24 protein-coding genes and 1 tRNA gene are annotated in these 21,684 nt (G+C 36.4%); 15 read left to right on the forward strand and 10 right to left on the reverse strand.

The annotated features are described in order from the left end of the window. The 4 genes from JNL75_05120 to uvrB all read right to left on the reverse strand — a co-directional run bounded on the left by JNL75_05120 (position 1) and on the right by uvrB (position 5,528). Positions 1-402 (reverse strand): hypothetical protein, encoded by a 402-nt coding sequence (locus tag JNL75_05120; GenBank protein ID MBL7789198.1) that lies wholly within the window; start codon positions 400-402, stop codon positions 1-3. A 156-nt stretch (positions 403-558) separates the two neighbouring features. Next, positions 559-2,445, reverse strand: coding sequence for a molecular chaperone HtpG (gene htpG, locus JNL75_05125; protein ID MBL7789199.1), 1,887 nt, complete (start codon positions 2,443-2,445; stop codon positions 559-561). Positions 2,446-2,580: 135 nt separating this feature from the next. After that, entirely contained in the window at positions 2,581-3,480 is a 900-nt protein-coding gene (locus JNL75_05130; protein MBL7789200.1) for a hypothetical protein, read from the reverse strand. Positions 3,481-3,494: 14 nt separating this feature from the next. After that, positions 3,495-5,528 (reverse strand): excinuclease ABC subunit UvrB, encoded by a 2,034-nt coding sequence (gene uvrB, locus JNL75_05135; protein ID MBL7789201.1) that lies wholly within the window; start codon positions 5,526-5,528, stop codon positions 3,495-3,497. An 83-nt stretch (positions 5,529-5,611) separates the two neighbouring features. Between uvrB and JNL75_05140 the strand changes: the two genes are divergently transcribed. The 9 genes from JNL75_05140 to JNL75_05180 all read left to right on the forward strand — a co-directional run bounded on the left by JNL75_05140 (position 5,612) and on the right by JNL75_05180 (position 12,891). Next, positions 5,612-6,682, forward strand: a complete 1,071-nt coding sequence (locus JNL75_05140) for a hypothetical protein (GenBank protein ID MBL7789202.1) — start codon at positions 5,612-5,614, stop codon at positions 6,680-6,682. 91 nt (positions 6,683-6,773) lie between these two features. Then, positions 6,774-8,189, forward strand: coding sequence for an L-serine ammonia-lyase (locus JNL75_05145; protein MBL7789203.1), 1,416 nt, complete (start codon positions 6,774-6,776; stop codon positions 8,187-8,189). Between the two features lie 28 nt (positions 8,190-8,217). Next, positions 8,218-8,811 (forward strand): hypothetical protein, encoded by a 594-nt coding sequence (locus tag JNL75_05150; GenBank protein MBL7789204.1) that lies wholly within the window; start codon positions 8,218-8,220, stop codon positions 8,809-8,811. Between the two features lie 10 nt (positions 8,812-8,821). Beyond that, positions 8,822-9,928: a glycosyltransferase gene (locus JNL75_05155; GenBank protein ID MBL7789205.1), complete on the forward strand. Its 1,107-nt coding sequence runs from the start codon at positions 8,822-8,824 to the stop codon at positions 9,926-9,928. 34 nt (positions 9,929-9,962) lie between these two features. Next, a complete protein-coding gene (locus JNL75_05160; protein ID MBL7789206.1) occupies positions 9,963-10,130 on the forward strand; it encodes a hypothetical protein in 168 nt (55 codons plus the stop codon). A 49-nt stretch (positions 10,131-10,179) separates the two neighbouring features. Continuing rightward, complete coding sequence (locus JNL75_05165; protein MBL7789207.1) at positions 10,180-10,473, forward strand: type II toxin-antitoxin system RelE/ParE family toxin; 294 nt, start codon at positions 10,180-10,182, stop codon at positions 10,471-10,473. Positions 10,474-10,491: 18 nt separating this feature from the next. Then, positions 10,492-10,995, forward strand: coding sequence for a hypothetical protein (locus tag JNL75_05170; GenBank protein MBL7789208.1), 504 nt, complete (start codon positions 10,492-10,494; stop codon positions 10,993-10,995). A 13-nt stretch (positions 10,996-11,008) separates the two neighbouring features. After that, entirely contained in the window at positions 11,009-11,563 is a 555-nt protein-coding gene (ruvC, locus tag JNL75_05175; GenBank protein ID MBL7789209.1) for a crossover junction endodeoxyribonuclease RuvC, read from the forward strand. Beyond that, on the forward strand, positions 11,560-12,891 hold the full coding sequence (locus tag JNL75_05180; protein MBL7789210.1) for a hypothetical protein: 1,332 nt from the start codon (positions 11,560-11,562) through the stop codon (positions 12,889-12,891). The genes ruvC and JNL75_05180 overlap by 4 nt, the downstream gene beginning before the upstream one ends. A gap of 3 nt (positions 12,892-12,894) precedes the next feature. Here the strand turns inward: JNL75_05180 and JNL75_05185 are convergent, their stop codons facing one another. The 6 genes from JNL75_05185 to JNL75_05210 all read right to left on the reverse strand — a co-directional run bounded on the left by JNL75_05185 (position 12,895) and on the right by JNL75_05210 (position 18,209). Beyond that, positions 12,895-14,436 carry a tetratricopeptide repeat protein gene (locus JNL75_05185; protein MBL7789211.1) on the reverse strand — a complete coding sequence of 514 codons (1,542 nt, stop codon included), beginning with the start codon at positions 14,434-14,436 and terminating at the stop codon, positions 12,895-12,897. An 85-nt stretch (positions 14,437-14,521) separates the two neighbouring features. Then, on the reverse strand, positions 14,522-15,460 hold the full coding sequence (locus JNL75_05190) for a substrate-binding domain-containing protein (GenBank protein MBL7789212.1): 939 nt from the start codon (positions 15,458-15,460) through the stop codon (positions 14,522-14,524). Position 15,461: 1 nt separating this feature from the next. Continuing rightward, positions 15,462-15,668, reverse strand: coding sequence for a hypothetical protein (locus tag JNL75_05195; protein ID MBL7789213.1), 207 nt, complete (start codon positions 15,666-15,668; stop codon positions 15,462-15,464). A 5-nt stretch (positions 15,669-15,673) separates the two neighbouring features. After that, complete coding sequence (locus JNL75_05200) at positions 15,674-17,329, reverse strand: thioredoxin family protein (protein ID MBL7789214.1); 1,656 nt, start codon at positions 17,327-17,329, stop codon at positions 15,674-15,676. A 27-nt stretch (positions 17,330-17,356) separates the two neighbouring features. After that, positions 17,357-17,809, reverse strand: coding sequence for a hypothetical protein (locus tag JNL75_05205; protein ID MBL7789215.1), 453 nt, complete (start codon positions 17,807-17,809; stop codon positions 17,357-17,359). A gap of 61 nt (positions 17,810-17,870) precedes the next feature. Then, on the reverse strand, positions 17,871-18,209 hold the full coding sequence (locus JNL75_05210; GenBank protein ID MBL7789216.1) for an iron-sulfur cluster assembly accessory protein: 339 nt from the start codon (positions 18,207-18,209) through the stop codon (positions 17,871-17,873). Positions 18,210-18,294: 85 nt separating this feature from the next. On the opposite strand from JNL75_05210, the gene JNL75_05215 reads away from it, so the two are divergent. From JNL75_05215 to JNL75_05240, 6 genes are all read left to right on the forward strand, one after another. After that, a complete protein-coding gene (locus tag JNL75_05215) occupies positions 18,295-18,825 on the forward strand; it encodes a hypothetical protein (protein MBL7789217.1) in 531 nt (176 codons plus the stop codon). 1 nt (position 18,826) lies between these two features. Next, positions 18,827-19,573: a 5'-nucleotidase C-terminal domain-containing protein gene (locus JNL75_05220; protein ID MBL7789218.1), complete on the forward strand. Its 747-nt coding sequence runs from the start codon at positions 18,827-18,829 to the stop codon at positions 19,571-19,573. Continuing rightward, positions 19,560-20,054, forward strand: coding sequence for a DUF2480 family protein (locus tag JNL75_05225; GenBank protein MBL7789219.1), 495 nt, complete (start codon positions 19,560-19,562; stop codon positions 20,052-20,054). The genes JNL75_05220 and JNL75_05225 overlap by 14 nt, the downstream gene beginning before the upstream one ends. 12 nt (positions 20,055-20,066) lie before the next feature. After that, the gene (locus JNL75_05230; protein ID MBL7789220.1) at positions 20,067-20,969 is read left to right on the forward strand and encodes a lytic transglycosylase domain-containing protein; all 903 of its coding nucleotides are present in this window, start codon (positions 20,067-20,069) and stop codon (positions 20,967-20,969) included. A gap of 49 nt (positions 20,970-21,018) precedes the next feature. After that, positions 21,019-21,091: transfer RNA gene (locus JNL75_05235), tRNA-Phe, on the forward strand. 55 nt (positions 21,092-21,146) lie between these two features. Continuing rightward, complete coding sequence (locus JNL75_05240) at positions 21,147-21,452, forward strand: GIY-YIG nuclease family protein (protein ID MBL7789221.1); 306 nt, start codon at positions 21,147-21,149, stop codon at positions 21,450-21,452. Positions 21,453-21,684: the final 232 nt, after the last annotated feature.

Raw genomic sequence — 21,684 nt, forward strand, 5'->3', positions numbered from 1 at the left:
TTATTCGTTAGAACCACCAAATTTTCCAACAAGAAAACATATAGCTGCACCGGCTACAGCTCCGATAACGAGATTCACTGCTGCATCGGTTAGTAAAACGTTCATACTAGTACAATTTCCATTACCCATCATATAAAAACGCATAGATACGCTGCCAAGCAAGCCCATAACAGCTGCTGTGATTGCACCAGATTGGATACTCATATTGCCTATCTTATCAAATACATACGATAAAGCAGCACCGCTAACAATGCCTCCTAAGACACTATACATAGGGTTTGGAGTAGCTCCTTCAGCCAATGGCCATATATTTGGAAATAAAATTCCATAAAATACCCAGCCTAATAAAAAGAAGGCTACGCCAGCTGCAAATGTTCCGATTAAAAAGTTTTTTACATTCATGATTTTAAATTTTATTGGTTTAGAACACAAATGTAGTTTTTAACTTAAAATAATTTAAAAAAACTTTTCAACAATTGAAACACAATTGTAAACAGTTTAGAATTTATCTTAACTAGCTCAATATTTATGCTTTGCGTCTTAGTGTCTTTGTGGCATCTATTGCAATCTCTCAAAACTCTTTTTAATATATTCATTTAGTTCAGAGCCTTTAAGTAAACCCTGAGATAAACGAGCGATATCAAAGGCACTTTGAATCATGGTCTTTTTCTGTTCGGCATCTTTTTCTTCCAATATCTTGGTGGCTATTGGATGATTTTCATTGATCACTAAATCATAAGAGTCTGGGAAACCGCCCATAGCCATAAAACCACCGCCACCTGTGGCTTGCATATCTTTCATTCTACGCATAAACTCGCTTTGGGTGATGAGAAATGGCGTAGCTTCGGTATCAAGAGCTTGCAGTTGCACATGAAATGTAGCCTTAGGCACTACCTCTTCGATAGCTGTCTTGAGTTTCTCCTTTTCCTTTTCTGATAACTTAGAGATTTGATTATCTTCTTTTTTTATCAACTGCTCTACAGGGGCAGAATCGACACGAGCGAAGGAAATTTTCTCATTTTCACCTTCTATTTTCTGTATCAAATGTGCTACGATAGGGCTATCCAAATGCACTACGGTATATCCCTTTTCTTCGGCTGCATGGATATAGCTATATTCCTTTTCCTTGTCAGCGGTGTAGAGTACGATAGTTTTGTCATCCTTGTCCTTGTGGGTATCTTTGATGAGTTCTTTCAGTTCATCCCATGTTTTATAATCGCCTTTGGTGGTTGGGAATAGCGCAAATTGCATTGCTTTTTCATAAAACTTGGGTTCGCTGAGCATTCCATATTCTATGACTATTTTGATATCATTCCATTTAGACTCAAAGTCCTCGCGATTTTCTTTGAATAAGGATTGTAATTTCTCCGCCACTTTTTTAGTCACATATTCCGATATTTTCTTGACATTATTATCTGCTTGTAAATATGAGCGTGATACATTTAAAGGAATATCTGGCGAGTCAATAACTCCGCGCAGCATCGTCAAAAATTCAGGAACTATCCCCTCGACATTGTCGGTGATGAATACCTGATTTTGGTAGAGTTGGATACGGTCCTTTTGAACTTGTAAGTTCGGGGAAAGCTTAGGGAAATATAATATCCCGGTGAGGTTGAATGGAAAGTCCACGTTGAGGTGGATATGAAAAAGGGGCTTTTCGAATTGGTAAGGATAGAGTTCATTGTAAAATGTTTGATAGTCTTCGTCTTTTAAGTCAGCTGGCTTCTTGGTCCAGGCTGGACTGGGGTTATTAATAATATTATCTACTTCTATTTCATCAGGTTTGGCATCCTTATCCGCACCTTCTGGTAATGTTAGGTATTCTTTTTTCATGCCGAATTTGATAGGAATAGGCATGAATTTATTGTATTTGTTTAGTAGGGTTTTGATTCTCGCTTCATCCAGAAATTCTTCCGACTCGGTATTGATGTGTAGGACAATTTCTGTACCTCTGTCTGCTTTATCCGCAGGCTCTAGAGAATATTCCGGGCTACCGTCACAGCTCCATTTGACTGCTGGGGCATCGGTATGAGATTTCGTGATAATATCTACCTTATCTGCTACCATAAAGGCCGAATAAAATCCGAGACCAAAGTGACCTATAATCCCACTGTCTTTGGAGTCTTTGTATTTATTCAGAAATTCCTCCGCTCCAGAAAAAGCGACTTGATTGATATATTTTTCTACCTCTTCGGCACTCATGCCGAGCCCTTGGTCTATGACATGGAGGGTCTTAGCTTCTTTATCTATTTTGATTTCAATGATAGGACTGCCATACTCTGACTTAGATTCACCTTTGCTGACAAGGTGGCGCAGTTTAAGGGTAGCATCTGTAGCATTAGAGACTAGTTCTCTTAAGAAAATCTCATGGTCGGAATAGAGAAATTTCTTGATAAGGGGAAATATGTTTTCGACTTCTACTTTAATTTTTCCTTTCGTACTCATTTGTTAAGTTTTAAATATTAAGTGTTTATTTTTAGGTAAGGCAAATGGAATGCCAAGGGGGAATTCCTGACAAAATGTCTATTACCCCATATCAGAAAGTCTTGACTATACTTATAAGGGGAAGTTAAGTTCTTGCTAATATTGAGGTATTTTTATACAGCTATCAGGACTATTTCGTCCGGCACAAATACAATTATGTTGCTCATTGGTTAAATAAATTCTGCTTCGTAAGAATGTGAAATACAAACGTGAAGATTTTTCAGATATTCTCTCTCTATAGATATTATCAATACTTCTTTTAAACTCCTTGTCAAAGTTTAAGCTTGGATATTGAAATTTTATCGCTGACCTAGACAATAAAAATAATTTTTGACTTATATCGAAACTAGTATCTAGTAAATAAGGTAAAGTAAATGACAATGATTTATCGTATTCTTTGAGCTGGAAATAGCACATCCCTTTTTGGTATGATAAATATTGATGCCATTCTACTATTATCTGATGTCCCCCAAAGCCCATCCCAAATACAGGTGGATATTTCTCTAATGAATCTAAATACGTTAAAGCCTGTTTGTAATTAGAGTCACTCATCGATAAATTAACTATTCTCATATAGGTTGGATGTTTTAAATCAACCCGTAATTTGTGGTCGTTCTTCTGACCAAATGTTTGTAGATGGTATCCCTTACTTTTTGTAATACAAAAATAGGTTTGAAGTGCACTGTCTTTAAAGCCATTTGTTTCATAAATTTTTGCTATTGAAAATAGTGCCAAATCATAAATGTCAAAATTATCCTCAGAGTTTAGAATCTGAAGATAATAATTTTTTGCTTCATTTAAAAGGGACAACTCTATCGATTTTACAATTCTATACTTATCACTATTTGTATCTAGCTTATCGATATTTATTAACTTTTTAAAATCTCCATGCACATATGTAAGAATAGCATCACCTCTTTCATATAACTTTTGGCTGTGAAACTGAGAAATCAAACATTTATTGCATACTATAAAAAATATGAAGATTAATTTCATTTTGATTTAACTTTTCATTTGTCACCTCTTTTCAACCCATCCAATTTCGTCTGATAATAATACATTTGGTCTCTATATAAAGCCGCTTCTGCGAAGTGGGTTTGACGAGCTGCTTTTTGCATTTTATCTCTAGCTGCTTTGACTTTGCGCTCAAGTTCATCTTTGCTCAGGTATTCCTCTTCGCCCTCCTCAGCTACCATAGATGTTGGCATGGCGTCTACTTCCTCGTATTCGCGAATATTAAGCACAGCTGTCTGCTTGAATATCTCTTCATTCGATTTCAGCACCGTTTTTGGCGTAATGCCGTGTTCCAGATTATATCTGATTTGTATATCTCTGCGCCGCTCCGTTTCATCTATGGTGCGCTGCATGGAGTTAGTGATTTTCTCGGCATAGAAAATAACGAGACCATTCGCGTTTCTCGCTGCGCGTCCTGCTGTCTGGGTCAGCGAGCGCTCATTTCTCAAGAAACCTTCTTTGTCGGCATCTAAAATAGCTACTAAAGATACTTCTGGCAGGTCTAGTCCCTCTCTCAAAAGATTGACTCCTACCAATACATCGAACTTTCCCATACGCAGTTCTCTCAATATTTCAACTCTGTCGAGCGTATCCACTTCACTGTGTATATATCTTGACTTTACGCCAGCATTGTAGAAATACTCGGTCAACTCCTCTGCCATTCGTTTGGTTAAGGTAGTCACTAAAACTCGCTCATTCTTTTGAACTCTTAAATCTATCTCATGCATCAAATCATCTATCTGATTGAGAATTGGCCGCACACTGATTGGTGGGTCGAGCAGTCCTGTAGGGCGGACGATTTGTTCTACGATGACCCCCTCTGTTTTTTCCAATTCCAATTTTCCTGGTGTAGCACTCACATAGATTCTTGGCACTTGAAAAGACTCAAATTCATAAAATTGTAAAGGTCGATTGTCCATAGCAGAAGGTAAGCGAAATCCATACTCTACAAGATTGGTCTTACGTGCCCTGTCTCCCGCATACATGCCATGCAGTTGAGGGATAGTCACGTGGGATTCATCGAGTATAATAACAAAGTCTTCAGGAAAATAATCAATCAAACAAAACGGTCGGTCTCCCTCATTGCGTTTATCTAGATAGCGAGAATAATTCTCTATCCCACTACAATAGCCAAGTTCACGCATCATTTCGATATCGAAATTGACTCTTTCGGTCAATCTTGCAGCTTCGATGTGTTTGCCTATCGATTTGAAGTAGTCCACCTGCTTCACCAGATCATCTTGGATTTTATGAATACTTTCTATTAATAAATCCTTAGGGGTTACATACATATTCGCTGGGAATATAGCCAGCTGAGTGCTCGATTCTATTTTTCGATTAGTCACAGGGTTGAAGCTCTCTATGGCTTCTATTTCATCATCATAAAACTCTACCCGCCACCCCATATCGATATAGGGAAGAAATACCTCGACGACATCACCTACAACTCTGAAATTTCCTCGACCCAGTTCCGCCGTCGTTCTCGAATACAAGGCATCAACCAATTTAGCCAAGAAAAAATTTCTCGTCATTTTCTGCCCGACAGAAATTTGTATAACGCCCTGTTTGTATTCGTGGGGATTTCCCATACCATAAATGCAGGAGACCGAGGCCACCACGAGAACATCATTTCGTCCTGATAAGAGAGATGAAGTTGTAGATAAGCGCAATTTTTCTATTTCCTGATTGATAGATAAATCTTTCTCAATGTAGGTGTCCGAACTCGGCAAATAGGCTTCTGGTTGGTAATAATCGTAGTAAGAAACAAAATACTCCACAGCATTGTTCGGAAAAAACTGTTTGAACTCTCCGTAGAGCTGCGATACAAGTGTTTTATTGTGGGTAATAATGAGTGTAGGTTTCTGAATTTTCTCTATGACATTCGCCATCGTGAAGGTCTTGCCCGAACCCGTGACACCGAGCAATATCTGATGCTCCAGTCCTTGTTCCAATCCTTGCACCAATTCTTCAATGGCTCTGGGCTGATCTCCGGCAGGTTTGTAGGAAGATACGAGTTTAAATTTTTGCATAAGAAATAGGAGTGTGAAGATAATTTATAATTCTTTATTTGGAGTCTAAATTCGTTAACTTTGCTTTAGATAATTAACTACTAATGAAATCAATTGCAATATTTACTTTCTTTTTTCTATTTCAACATCTATCATCACAGGTATATCAAATAGACCCCTGTCCAAGACTGCAATACGAAGCTGAAAAGGAAATTATGAGAGACAACTATGGTGGTGCTATTCAAAAGTATAATGAAGCTTTCCGATATGGTAAAATTTCAAATTCATCTATTCAACTATATCTCGAACTCATAGACAGAGACAGTATTCTTACAAATCAGTATTTTGATAGCTTGCTTTTTTATTTAGCACAATACAATCAACCAATTGAAAAATACAGTTACAGTAAATTAGTACAAGCGGCTATACAGAATAAAACCACTAGAAAATATCCTTTAAAAAATGTACAGAAAAACTTTATCTGTAGCGAATTTGAAGGTAAGATAGAACGTATGGCATATGAGGATAAAAATGTGCGAGAACTAGCCATGAAAATTGTATCACAAGTAGAGATGTACAATATAGAACCACATAAATCAAATATTTGGAACACGGATTCTTTAAACTATTTAAAACTATGTGAATTACTCCGTGAAAAAAAATACGAAGGATGTTATAATGCCATCTTTGAAAAACATTCTATGATGAATCACCTTTTAAAACATGGAATAGATAGTAGTTTATTATACTTGGATAAAATCATGCTAGAACTTTGTCACAAGGGTCTATTAGACAAAGCTAAAACAATAACGAATCTAAACCAACACTATAATCAAAGCAAGCACCATCCTTATAAGTCTGCATATAATGTTGACAACTCAATACTTTTTGTCAATCAAAAATTAATCTACTCTCTATTAGATAGCAATGAATTAGAGGTGCTAAACAATCGTCGCGCACAGTTTAACATGGAACCATACGACCACACTATAGCCAAATACATTTGGCAGATTGAAAATGGCTATGACAAAAAGATCATTTTAACACCTGTCAATGTTTTCAATATGAGTCCTAGCGAAGAGGCTGATTTTATATCAAATTCTACAAAAGTTTTGGGTAAAAAAATTGTAATTCTTGAATTGAACAAAAGATTTCCATCTGAAAAATACAGGTGAACGAATCCCTTATCTTTAGTCTTACTTTGGTATACCTCTAAGGATTAATTAAAACTAGATAAGATAACATAATCTTATCTAAATTTGTCCAATGGAATCTATCAGTGCATTTGATATTATTAAAGTAGGGATTGGGCCTTCAAGTTCGCATACAATGGGGCCCTGGGAGGCCGCTTTGGCATTTTGCCATCATTTATCGAACTCGCGTCTATTAACATCTGTAAATGCGGTACATGTAGATTTATATGGATCTCTAGCCAAAACAGGCAAAGGACATGGAACTGATTTTGCTGTGACTCTTGGTTTGTGTGGCTATGATTTCAGAACCTTCGATACCACCCTACTAGATGCTACTCTAAAAAAGATAGATGAAGAAAAGACAATAGCATTAGGAGGTCAGCAAGTAATTCCTTTTGACAATGCTATTCAGTTTCACATGAACTACACGCACCCAGAGCACCCCAATGCCATGCAAATAGCAGCAAAATTAAACGATGGCAGTGAAGTAGCTAAAACCTATTTTTCGGTAGGCGGTGGTTTTATAAAGGAAGAGGGAGAGACTGCAAGCAGTCAATCGAAATCTAGCAGCAAACTACCGTGTCATGACGGGGATACAATTTTAAAAAATTGTAAGAAGCTAAACCTAAGCGTAAGTCAGCTGGTAATGCTTAATGAATGCACATGGTATTCAGAAGATGAGGTAAGGTCTAAAGCTCTACATCTATGGAGAGAAATGAAAGATGCCATCTGGCGGGGAATGCAACGCGGAGGTATGCTCCCAGGTATACTAAATGTGAAACGCAGAGCAAATGAAATTTTTATCAAGTTAACCCATGGTCAAAAGTTAGAGACGATAGAAGAGTGTATTTCTTTTCTGCAGCATTCTAAAAGAGATTTTAACCTTGTCAATAAATGGGTCAGTGTTTTCGCCTTAGCCGTCAATGAAGAAAATGCCGCCTATGGGCGTATCGTGACCGCTCCTACCAATGGAGCAGCAGGCGTCTTACCAGCTGTGCTAATGTATGCGGTATGCTTTTTAGACGATATCGATGATAACGAAATAGTTGATTTCATCATTACCGCTGGCGAAATTGGTACACTTTTTAAAAAATCTGCCACCATCAGTGCAGCTATGGGTGGCTGTCAGGCAGAGATAGGCGTATCCTCGGCCATGGCAGCAGCAGCGCTAACAGAAATTTTGGGAGGAAGCCCAGGGCAAGTATTGATGGCAGCAGAAATAGCGATGGAGCATCACCTCGGTATGACCTGTGATCCGATAGCTGGATTAGTTCAAGTGCCTTGTATAGAGCGTAATACTATGGGGGCTATGAAGGCCATCACAGCTGCTAATATAGCTTTAGAAAGTGACCCTTCACAGGCGAAAGTTTCCCTCGATAGTGTCATCAAAACAATGTGGCAAACAGCACTTGATATGAATACTAAATACAAAGAAACCTCTGAAGCAGGCTTAGCTACCAATATTTCAGTGAATATAGCAGAATGCTAAGTTAGTCGAAAGTTAAAAGAATGCTGACATGAATATTAAAAATTTTTTATACTTAACGTTTATAACTTACAACTTAACACTAATTACAGGTTGTACGGAAGATAATATTCCAAGAGAAAAAGCCTATCCCCGTTTCTATTTTCCCAAAAAAGAATACAAGCCTTTTACCTCTGAATGTGGCTTCGGATTTGAGATGCCGACTTATACCTACATTGAAAATAAAGATTCATTTCGCAATCAAAGGTTAGCATCAGACTCATGTTGGTTCAATATAGTTTATCCAGAACTCAATGCCAAAATCCATTTTAGCTATAAGTATTATGAAGATGAAATGATCTTGGCAAAATTACTGGAAGACTCCTATAAGCTGACATCCAAGCATATGTCTAAGGCCAGTTTTATAAAGGACTCCGTTATTGATAAGCCGAATATCAAAGGGCTCATCTACTCCGTAGGTGGTAATGCTGCATCTGATAAACAATTCATATTAACGGATTATAAAAATCAGTTTATACGAGGAGCCATTTACTTTGCCACAACTCCAAACTATGATTCTTTACGTCCTGCAATAGAATTTGTAGATGCCGATATTTACCATCTCATCAATACCTTTAAATTTTAAATGCTATCTTGTGGAATGGGTGCTTGGTATATTATCTAGTATTTTTTTAATACTCCACCTCTCGAATCTCTATAAAAAATACTTTATCATATCACGCTATTCACCTGAGATTTCTCACTCCTATCCTCCCCTCCCATTTTCCATAATTATCTGCACAGAAGGCACTGCGCCTCGTTTACTCAATTACTTGGGAAAAATATTATCACAAAACTATTCCACATTTGAGATTATTGTAGTTTGTAAAAATACTCCTATTGAGCTTCTGGAAGAATTGCATAAAAAATCATTAGAAACAGAAAAACTACGTATTGAAAATATCACCATTCTTGACCTTCCATATATTGAAAAAAAGCAAGCCTTGAACTATGGTGTTAGCTTGGCTAATAATGAATGGATGATAACAATAGATGACGATTGCTATCCTGCTTCTGAATACTGGCTATCTTCTATTTCACAGCATATACAGTATTTTAAATGCGATATTCTACTTGGTCTTTCTCCATATATATCACAAAATGGATTTATGAATCAATGGGTTAGATTCGATGCCCTTCACACCACTATAAACTTTCTTTACTTTACGATTATAGGAAAACCATACATGGGCATTGGCAGAAATATGACCTTCAAAAAAGAACTATGGTCAAAAGAATATTTAGAACAATTTCAAGACTTAGGAAGTGGCGATGATACTACGCTGGTGAACTATTATAAATCAATCAAAAAAATAGATGTATTCACTGAAAGTCTGGTCTATTCCTTTCCACATACCAGTTTTATTGCTTGGTGCAAGCAAAAACTTCGTCATGTTCATAAAGGAAAATTTCTGGATAAGTCTATACAAATAGAACTATCAAAGCCTCTTCTATACAGTTTTTTATTCTGGTTTTGCATCTGGATATGGATGAGTTTTTTCGCTTTTCATTTTATTATATTTGGATTAATATTTACTTTCATTCTTTTAAAAATTTTCTTTCTGTATAAAATATCTAAGCATCTTCAATGGAAGTCCAAACCTGTTTTCTACACTGCATTATTTGATGCCTTTTATAGCTTTAGCTTATTGATTTTCCCATTTCTATCTATCTTTATAAAGTTTAAATGGAGAAAAAATTAGTCGTTATCTTTGTAAAAACAAAATCCCCAAAAAAATGGAAGTAATTGAAATAACTAGAATTAGTGATAAGCTAAAGGATTTAGATAGCCAACATTTTCAAGAAATTTCTGATTTCATAGATCATTTACAATTTGATTCTAACGATTTTCAATTGACAGATAAGCAGAAGGAAGTTCTCATTAAGAGATTAAAAACCCCTTGAAATTTATTTGTGTCAAAGGAAGAATTTCTACAAAGAATCAAAGAGAAATATGAGCTTTAAGATTCACCTATCTCCAGAAGCTCAACTTGACTTTGATATATCGTTTGAATACTACTTGGAGATTTCACCATCAATAGCTTTAAAATTTAAAAATGAATTCGTAGAAGCTCTAGAAAAGCTAGAAGCTAACCCTCTACTAGAAATACGTTATCATACTTTTAGATTTTTTCCACTACTAAAATTTCCATTTCTATCAATTTATACAGTAGATTTAGAAATGAAATTCGTAGAAATTTACGCAGTTTTTCATACAAGTAGAGATCTATTTGACTACCCATCATAATATTTAAATTCATGTTATTTGGCTAAATCTATAAACAAGATAGACTTATCTGACCCGAAAGGTGGGGAACTGTTTTATATGGGAATAAGTTCAGCAACTGGTATAGCGGTGTTATGTAATCAAGTCAATAAATATCTAGGAATCCAACTTTCATTCTATAGCAATCTAATGGCGATGAATCAAGATACGATACTTGACAATCTTCCTATATTCACGAGCTTTGAGCCGAAAGTAAACGCATTAGAGCTAAATAATAAAACTGAAGACGATGATTTTTTTGACTTAGGAATTTTATCTAAAACCGAAGTTTCGAAATATTTGCTCATTCAATGTAAGGGTGAACGTTCCATTTTATTTCCGAAAATCACGCAATTAGATTATTTGTTTATTTCAAACTATAGCGTTGAAAACCTAATTCCCACTATTCAGCAATTACCAGAGGTAACGATAGCATTTCCGCTGCAATCCATGCATATAGGGAAGCGCTATGACTATTTTCGTAAACTTTTTTACACGAATTGATGTTCATTCTACGATGTCAGAGAAAATCATTTTAGGAATAGACCCCGGTACCTTGCATTTAGGCTATGGTATTATCTCTGTTAAAAAAGGAGTCATCTCTACGGTCTGTCTCGGAGAAGTGCGTCTCAATAAATTAGAGAATCAGCAATTGAAATTGCTAAAAATTTACGAAAAAATCAAGGCACTCATTCTAGAATACAAACCCGACGAATGTGCTGTAGAATGTCCATTTTATGGTGAGAATGTTCAAAGTATGCTCAAACTAGGACGGGCGCAAGGAGTGGCTATGGTGGCAGCTCTTTCATTGGGGCTTCCAGTGGCAGAATATTATCCTAAAAAAGTCAAACAGTCTATCACGGGTAATGGCAATGCGACCAAAGAGCAAGTAGCCAAGATGCTGCAAACACTATGTAAGATGGATGTGATGCCAAATTCTCTTGATGCCACCGATGCCCTAGCAGTAGCAGTTTGCCATCATTTTAACGGTGGCATAGGAGACGGTGGTACTAAGAAATATTCAGACTGGTCTTCATTTCTCACAGATAATAAAAATAGGATAAAGAAATGAGTTTTACAGACTTTCAAAATCGCATCAAAGAACAATTCCCCAATGACTGGGAAGAATTTTTAAACAGTTTGGAATATGAACCTGTCACTTCTATTCGGTATAATCCCAGAAAAAATCACAACTTAGCATCAACTGAAATTCCATGGACACGGCATGGACACTACCTCTCAGAGCGACCTTACTTTACCTTAGACCCTTGTTTTCATCAAGGGAAATATTATGTACAAGAGTCTAGTTCTATGTTTATAGATTGGATACTAGATAAGGTGAAAACCTACATATCGCTGGATCGAGTGCTTGATCTCTGTGCTGCACCAGGTGGCAAGAGCACCATTATACTCGACCACTTGCGGCCTCATCAATACCTTATATCCAATGAAATCATCCCTCAGCGGAACAGTGTTCTACGTGAAAATTTGACCAAGTGGGGCTATCCCAATTTCCTAGTGACTGAAAACAAGCCTGAAGATTTTAAAAAAATACCAAACTATTTTGATGGTATACTGATCGATGCTCCCTGCTCGGGTGAAGGATTATTTCGCAAAGATAGAAATGCGAGAAAGGAGTGGAGTCAAGAAATTGCTGCTATGTGCAGCGACAGACAATTTGATATTTTCAAATCCATTTGGGGTAGTCTCAAGGAAGGTGGCATCTTAATTTATAGCACCTGTACATACAATCCAGATGAGAATGAACTCTTGCTTGAAAAACTCTTGAGCAAAGACTTCGACTTTGAAACTTTGGATCTAGAAATAAAAGATAAATGGAACATCGATATCATAAAAACCCCGAATATAACAGGCTATCGATTTTTACCTCATAGAGTGAAAGGCGAAGGTTTTTTCTGCTCTGTACTTCGTAAAAAAGGCAATTACGAACCAACCCTTAAAAAATCTAGTAGAGACCACATCAACCCATGGCTATCAAATCTTATAAATAATGAAGATTTGAAGGATTATAGCACCTATAAATTCAAAAATTCTCTCTTTCTAGCTCCGAGTTATCTCTTAGATGAACTACCACTGCTATCAAAACAGTTTTATATTAAACAAATTGGTATAGAAGTGGGGCAATACCAAGGTCAAGAAATAGACCCGCATCAAGGATTAGCCATGCTTCATTATGAAAAAAAAGGCTTCCCATCGGTTGACTTAACCTCCGAACAGGCCCTTAGTTATTTATCGTGCGAAGACCCTCAACTAAATTTATCAAATGGAAGCTTTCTTTTTCAATTCCAAGATAAGCCCCTAGGATTCGCTAAAATAGAAAAGTCTAAATTTTTTAATCTCTATCCGAGTGGGTGGAGGATAAGGAAGAAGAACTTTTGAGTTCTATTTCGTAAACTCCATTAACTCGGTAGCTTCTTTGCTTTCTGGGTCTAGAACGAGAACTTCATCCAATAAAGTCTTAGCTCTAGCTTTGTCGTTATCATTTTTGATAGCGATTTTGGCAAGATAGATTTTCGCTTCTATGACTTTTTTCTTATTCTTTTCCTCGTTTCCGACTACCATCTCAAGATACTTGGTATAGTCTTCCCTCGCAGAAGCTGCTGTCTGCTCAGGATCCAAATATACTTTACACTTAGCCTTCATATAATATGCATCTGATGAATTTGGGGACAACTCTAATACTTTTGTAAATGTAGCATCAGCTTCTTCAAATAATTTATTTTTATACAAAGCTGAACCCAGATTTAAATAATCTGAAGCTACAGGTTCTGGCAATTCCACCACTTTCTTTGCAAACTCAAGTTCTTCTGCTGGCATTTTAGCCTTTTTAAATGCCTCAACGATACTTTTCACCGCATCCTTATCTTTAGAATTCATTTCGACAGCCTTACGAAGGTTACTTACTCCCTTTTCCTTATCTCCCAGAGCTATGTAAGCTTTACCCAAATATTCGTAATCGCCAGAAAGAATTTTTTCTCTAGGTTGCGTCTCTAAAAACTTTTCTAAGAAAGTTATTGCTTCTTGAAATTTACCAGTCTCATAGTATGAATAGCCTATCAATCGATTCAGATAATTATACTTGTTGTCACCTTTGATAATTTCATTGATTTGCTCTATGGCTTTCTCATAGTTTTTAGCCTTGAAGTAAATATTGGCTAAGAAAGCCATATCTTCAGGACTTTTATCTCCAATCTGAAGTAATTTTTGCTGATACATTTCCGCGGTGTCATAGACTTTGTACCTATAATAGATTTGTGCTAAATAGTTCAATGAAAATGTATTGTTTGGGTCTATCGATAATGCTTTATTAAAATTTGGTAAAGCCTCCTTATATACCTTAGCTCTAAAATAATAATATCCAATTTTTGCATAAGGTAGTGCGGTATTCGGAGCATACTGTTGAGCGTATTCATATTGAATATTCCCGCTACCTCCATCCTGATTGCTAAGATAGGCATCACCCCATACGATTCTATAATCTGCATTAGATTTGACCATATCGCAGGCTTTTTTCGCCCAAGCAATAGCCTCGTCTTTTTCTTCTATCGACGAGTTCGCTATAGCTCTAGAAATAGCTATAAATACTTCTGGATTTTTATTTTTTGTTTCATTAGCGGCTTCTTCAAACAATTTACTTGCTCCTGTTTTATTTTTCGCATTTAACTCTAGCCAACCAAGTCCAATTTTTCCATAAGGTTTGGTAGCGATAGAATTAAAACTAGCTTTTGCTGCTTCCAAATTCTCTTGCTTCATTTGGGCAAATCCCTTATAAAAAATATCTTCTTCTGCGGAGGATTTTGCAAACTCTTTTTCTGCTGAGATCCATCGCTCATCCTGGAGCATTTGCAGACCTAGTTTAGACTGTGCTAGTAAATTAGTCATGGTAAAACTCGCCGCTAAAAAAAATAAAATTGGTTTATTCATGGTTTATTTTAAAAATTTGTATCTAAGAATAAGTTCGTAAAGGTAGGGTTTATTTATTTTATGATATTTAACCAAATTGTCATCCTTACAATTCTTTTCTGGTTTGTACCACTCTTGTTACCATATTAGCGGGTACCAGACCAGCTTTGAGCACAATTCGCTGTCCGATTTCACCCGTCATGAAATTTAAAAATCCACGTCCTAAGCCCAATCCATTTTCCTTAAGCGTAGCCCGCATGAGACGGCGCATAGGGTATAGGTGCGATGCTATATAGCCAGGATGTGGAGGGTAATAGTATTGTGAATTAGCCGCATCTCGCATTTCTACAGGAAATATATGCTTAGAAAAAGCCAGATTCTCTTCATCTTGATTGTCACTAATCCAATTGACACCGATAACTCCCAATGCGTTTTTATTGTTCTGTACATAAGTCATGACTTCGAGATTGGCCTTCTGCGCAAAAGCTTGAGTGGTCAGGGCTCTCCCTCGTAATAGACTATCTTGAATATACTCTACCGTGCTAGAGGCTGCATGGTCAAAAACCAAGGTTATTTTGCCACTACCTCCACCATTCACCAATTGTGAAAAATCTGTAATTTCGCCTGCACATACTTTCGCTAGCTCCTCCGTTGTCATTTTCAATCCTTGACGACTATTATTAGCTATGATAGCCACGGCATCTTTTCCTATGAAAGCATTTTTAGGAGAATAATCTCTTTTTTGAAAAAATGAAATATAATATGCTGTGTCTATAGCACTTGCAGTGATAATCATACGGACACTATCGTCATCCATAGCCTTTACCACTTCAGCAGCTGGCTTATAAATCATATTGATTTTAGCTTCGGGATACTGACTTTCAAAAACCATAACCTCACTATCCAGAAGAGGCTTGTAGTTTTCATCTGCTACTACTGTGATTCGTCCCGAAGTGGTAGTATCCGATAAAAGTTTTTTTTCTTCACATGAAATGACTAGCCCAAGTGCGAAACCTAAAAATGTAAGTCTATATAGATAATTCATATTATTCATTGTTTGGAATGACATCCTCTCCCGCTTTGTAGGCTCTATAAACCCTAAAAAGACCATAAATCACCAATAGGGCAAAGAAGGTATAAGTCTGCATCAAAGAAAGACCTGTCATATCTCTATAAACATAAATAGCAATAGCCAATCCTAAAAAACCCAAGGCAATAGCAAATCGAAAAAAGAAAATGAAACGTGAGGGCATGTTATTTATGGATTTTGCTTTTTGTAATTTATAGCACAATCTATGAACTTCTTAAACACTCCGACTTCATTGTAATTTGCCAGTGGTTCGTTTATAATTCTTCCACTATTTGGATCTATGAGGGCATACTGGGGCTGAGATAAATGATGCATGTTGGTGGATTGAAAATCTGACCATTTATCGCCCACAGTCACTAGTTCCTTTTTTAGCTTTTGAGAATATCGCTTTTCATTTTCAGGTAGAGATGTTTTCTCATCTACAAAAAGTGAAACAATCACGAATTTATTCTTCATATCTTCATAAACCATTTTGTCTGGCCACACATTTTCCTCCATTTTTCTGCAATTTACACAGGCATGACCTGTAAAATCAACAAATAAAATTTTATTCTCTTTTTTAGCTTTCTCTAAAGCCAAGTCATATTGATTTTCATGCTGTTCAAAATGACCTTTGTATTCGCTTATACTATAAGTCTTAGGTGGAGGGAATCCACTAATAAGATTTAATTCACCACCAAAAAAATCCGTCATTAAATAAATGGCGAAAATAAAGCTTGTTATACCAAGAATATTTGTTGTTAAACCCGCCTTAATTAAATATTCCGCTTTAAATGCAAATTTTCCGATCAAATAAAGCCCCATCAAAATGGCTATAATTATCCATATAATTACAAATTGCTCTCTTTTTAGCAATCCCCATTGAATAACTAAATCTGCATTGGACAGGAATTTAAAGGCGAAAGCTAGTTCAATATAGGCAAAAACATTTTTTACAACATCCAACCAAGAGCCTGACTTTGGCAACTTAGCCATTGCTTTGGGGAATAATGCAAAAATTGCAAATGGAATTCCTAAACCTAATCCAAATCCTGAGAATGCTGGGGTAATAAACTTAGCGTCTTTTGCACTAGCTAACACTAAACCAAGTATAGGCCCAGTACACGAAAACGAAACAATAGCAAGTGTAAATGCCATGAAAAATATCCCGATAAAATCACCTGTGCTTGATTTGCTATCCATTTTATTAGCAATACTAGAAGGCAATGAAATATCAAAGAAGCCAAATAATGAAATAGCAAAAACCAAGAAAATCACAAAAAATGCTAGGTTTACCCAAATATTCGTTGAGAAATTACTTAACGCATCTCCTCCTAATAATCCAAAGTTGAACGGAAGGCTTAACAGAAAATATACTAGAAAAATAGAAAATCCATATAAAATTGCGTTTCGTGTTCCTTTTCCTTTTTCAGAACCTTTTAAGAAAAAGCTCATGGTCATAGGTATCATAGGAAAGGTGCAAGGGAAAAATAATGCAGCAAAACCCCCTAACAATCCTATAAAAAAGGCAGACCAAGGGTTTAACTCTTCGTGTTTGTCATCGCCACAATCTGTTAGTGGTTTGCCATATACGCCATATCCATCATCTGCAATTGTTGCTGAATCCGCAGCGACGGCTTCTGTTGGAAAACTGTCATTGGTTTCACCAACTTGACCTTCTTCACCAAATAGTTTATTGATATCATCTAACTCTTTTTGACTAGTAGAATCTGCCGAAGTAATTGTCGGCTCTTCATGTTTAGCCTTTTCAACAGGTTTGAAAAATAGTTTCGGAAGAGCAATTATTAAGACAAAAACAACAAAAAGAGCAACTAATTTCTTCACAAAATGAATTTAATAAATAAAAATAAACTATTTAACCGCAGCGGTGAAGCTAAAATCAGCCGGTGGCAAACACTTCGTAGGGTCACATATCTGATAATTGATAGAACCCGCTATGGTTTTCTGTCCTGTAAACTTAACCTTTTGTACAAATACAACAGTACCTTCATAATAATTGAGTTTATTTTTAAATCCCTCTTCTGCTTTAGATATCTTCTTGCCAAGTTCTCTCGCCTTGCCCTGTGCCACTACAGCCTTGTCACTAAATGTAAACGTAGGAGGTATAAGCATATCATCTCCAGGGTCTTGTGACCAAATATGCCATGTTGGCGCTAGTGTCGCTTTAAAATATACTTCGGCAGTATTGGCTCCCGTTTTTTTGGCTACTACGGTCCATTTGATTTGCGAAACTCCTTTGGTGGCTTGCGCACTCAAACCAAGAACCATAAATAAGATAGAAAGGGTTAAAATAATTTTTTTCATTTGAAATAAGTTTAAATATGAGATATGTAAATTGTCTAGGGAGTTTATATCTAATGATTTTTTAACTAAAACTAGTCCCACAGCCGCAGGTGGTCTTTGCATTTGGATTTTTAAAAAGAAAGCCTCTATTATTAAGACCAGACTCATAATCTACTTCTAAATTGTGAATCATGCTTGCCTGCGCCATATCTACTACCATAGAAAAACCATCTAGGTGCTCTATCACATCGGAGTCTTTTTTGTCATCAAATTCGAAAATATAGGAAAACCCAGCACATCCACCGTTCTTAGCTCCTAAGCGAAGAAATTTATGTGAATTTTGTGGTTCATTAGCTATCAACCGCTTAATTTGAGTTATCGCTCCTGGAGTAAATTTTACAATATTGCCTTGTAGGTTCACGTTAAGAAATTATATCTTGCTAAAATTAATGATATGACTAGAACGAAATTTCCTTAATTTGCGTTTCAAAAATAGACAAAAAACCATGAGCGACTTCAATTTTTATGAATTATTAAAACTTATTATCCCTCAAATAGGAGTATTGGTTTTGGTCTATATGTTTTTAAATCACTGGCTAAAAAGAGATAACATTTCGCAAGCCAAAAAGCGAAAAGATGAGTTTAATAAACTAATACTTCCCAATCAGATTCATGCCTTTGAGCGTATGGTGCTTTTTATGGAGCGTATTTCTTTTAGCAGTATTATACCTCGTCTCAATCAACCTCAGCTCACTGCCCAAGAGTTCCAATTTCTCCTCACTCAGGAAATTAATAATGAATTTCAGCACAACCTCTCTCAACAACTGTATATTCCTAATCAAACCTGGACGATGATTTGTCTGGCTAAAGATCAAATGCTACAAGAAATAATCCAAACAGCCCAGTCGTTGCCAGCTACTGCTAATTCTAAGGACTTAGCGGTCAAGCTCTTGAGTGAATCCGCTTTAAGCAAAGGCAAACTTTCTACAAGCTCTGTCATTGAAGCCCTGAAAAAAGATTTATATAAAATGGTTTAAGATGAGTTTAGTGAGAAATGGTATTATTATTATCACATTAGCACTTACATCTTGCGATGCCTCTACCCGCATTTCATCAATTGAAAATAAATCTCATAGAGTAGAAGGCACGGAAGGTCTCTCAAACTCCCGATTAGATTCTTTTCTAAAGCCATATAGACTGCAATTGGAAAGAACAATGAATGATACCATAGCATATTCTGATCAAACACTCACAAAGAAAAAAGTGGAGAGCACGCTTGGAAATTGGGTGGCAGACGGTATGATGTGGTATACTAGCAATAATCTTTCAGAAAAAGCAGATGTGGCAATTTGTAACTATGGGGGACTGAGAACAAAATCGCTGCCCTCTGGACCTATTTTGCTTAAGCATATTTTTGAACTCATGCCTTTTGAGAATGAATTAGTTCTAGTGGATGTAGATAGCAATGATTTTAAAATTATGCTGGAGCGAATCGCCCAAAAGGATGGATGGCCAGTATCTAAGGGTTTTTATCTCAAACTTAGTGACGATAATAAAATTCTAGATTGGAGTGTAGGGGGAACTAGAAAGCCAAACTATAATATAATAGTGAGCGATTACATAGCTACAGGTGGGGATGGTATGAATGTATTAATAGATAAGCCGCATAAAAACCTTAATATACTTATACGCGATGCCTTGATAAGCTATGCCAGATATCAAAAAAATTTACAAGCTAGTATAGATGGTAGAATAGTAAAAAATAAATCCAATGTTGACGAATAAATTAGAAGCCAAATCCATCATTCAAATTGACATAGAACAGTGGATTCCAAGTGAATCAGAATTAATGTTTTTGGATCTCAAGGACTTTCTTTTTAAAGAAATGATATTGAAGGAGGCTGAATTCAGAGAGCTGATCGACAAGAAAGATTGGACTGTTTTTCGAGATAAATTTACCCTATTACATATTTCAAATAAAGCTATCATTCCTCAATGGGCCTATCTCATAATTGCTAACAAACTCCAAGAAGTGAACAGTACATGTATTCTAAAAACGGAGAGCTATAAAGAAGATATTTTGATGCACATCATAGCGAACAAAGACTATACCGAATATAAAGGAAAACGACTTTTAATAAAAGGATGCAGTAAAGAGAAAATTTCGCAAAAACCTTACATTCTCCTGACACAAAAATTGACTCCTCTAGTTAAAGCCTTGTCTTTCGGAGAATCTTGTAGTACTGTACCATTATTTAAAAATTAAATTTCATTACATATGAATGAGAAATATAAAAATATCTTGTATAGCGCACTCGCTGTATTATTAGCGATCAATATCCTTTTTTTGATTAGTAGCAATACCAAAAATGAGAACAGTATCTCCTATCAAATGATTAACTCTGTAGTTAAGAATAAAGTATATGACTTCGCAGGAGAAGCTGTTCCTATGAACGATCCAGAGGTATTTGAGCGTCTTGACAGAGAACTTTCCAGCAATGTCTACTGGCAAGGAAACACGCTTCAAATCTTGAAACTATCAGAGAAGTATTTTCCCATCATAGAGCCAATTTTAAAAGAAAATGGCATTCCGGATGATTTCAAATATTTAGCAGTAGCAGAAAGTGGTTTGAGACATGTCACATCGCCTTCTGGTGCAGCTAGTACATGGCAAATCATGAAACAAACCGGAAAAGAGTATGGTCTAGTCATAAACGATGAGATCGACGAGCGCTACCATATTGAAAAATCTACAAGAGCTGCATGTAAATATTTAAACGCTGCTTATTTAAAGTATGGCAATTGGACACTAGCTGCAGCCTCCTATAATATGGGCATGGCGGGGCTTCAAGGAAAAATAAATGAACAACTTGAGGACAATTATTATAACTTGTGGCTAAATCAAGAAACCTCGCGCTATGTATTTCGACTCATAGCCTATAAGGAAATTCTTCAAAATCCAAAGTCGTATGGATTTATTTATCAGTTTGGGATTGATGCCTATCCTACCCAGAATTCAGAGCCAAAGTCGGTACCCTTACCTATCTATGATTTGGCACTTTGGGCCAAGGATAATCAGACCAACTACAAGACTATACGGACGTTAAATCCTTGGATACGAGGCAATAAAATCACTTCGCTGCACGACACGGCTATACTTATTGCCACCCCTATTAAATAATATCCACATCTTTAAGAAAAAAATCTATCTTTGCACACTCAAAAAATTCGGTGCGGTAGCTCAGTTGGTAGAGCAAAGGACTGAAAATCCTTGTGTCGGCGGTTCGATCCCGCCCCACACCACTCCATACAAGCCCCTTATTTTATAGGGGCTTTTTAATTCTCATAGGTGCATTTTGTGTATATCATTTTTTCTGCTAAGATAGACCGATATTATGTAGGAGAATCTGTGGATGTTATCAATCGACAGGAGCAGCATAATAGTTCTTTTTATAAAACTAGCAGTACGACCATAGCCGATGATTGGGAATTAAAACTGGCTTTGATTCTTGATACAAGAAAATCTGCGAGAATTGTAGAGAAATATATTAAGCAGATGAAATCAAGAAAATTTATTGAAAAGTTAATCCAAGACCCGATTTATTTGGAAAATTTCTGTAGGATAGTTTATGAGAAATTCACTATTAAAGTGGAAAAGTTATAACAAATAAAGTGTCGGCGTGTTCGCCCCGAAGCTTCGGGGCCGCCCCACACCACTCCAAATTTTCATAATACTCGACTGTTTTCAGTTAGAGATTTTTAAGAAAATCCCTCTTCCAGTTTCCTAACAAGCTTTTAGTTGTGATGACAGATGGCTGCGTCCTAGGGCAGATAAGGTTTTTTTCTAGGCGTTTATAAAATGAAAAATTCCCAACTCAAAAGTTGGGAATTTTTCA

The organism is Chitinophagales bacterium, assembly GCA_016787225.1.
Classification (GTDB): Bacteria; Bacteroidota; Bacteroidia; order Chitinophagales; family JADJOU01; genus CHPMRC01.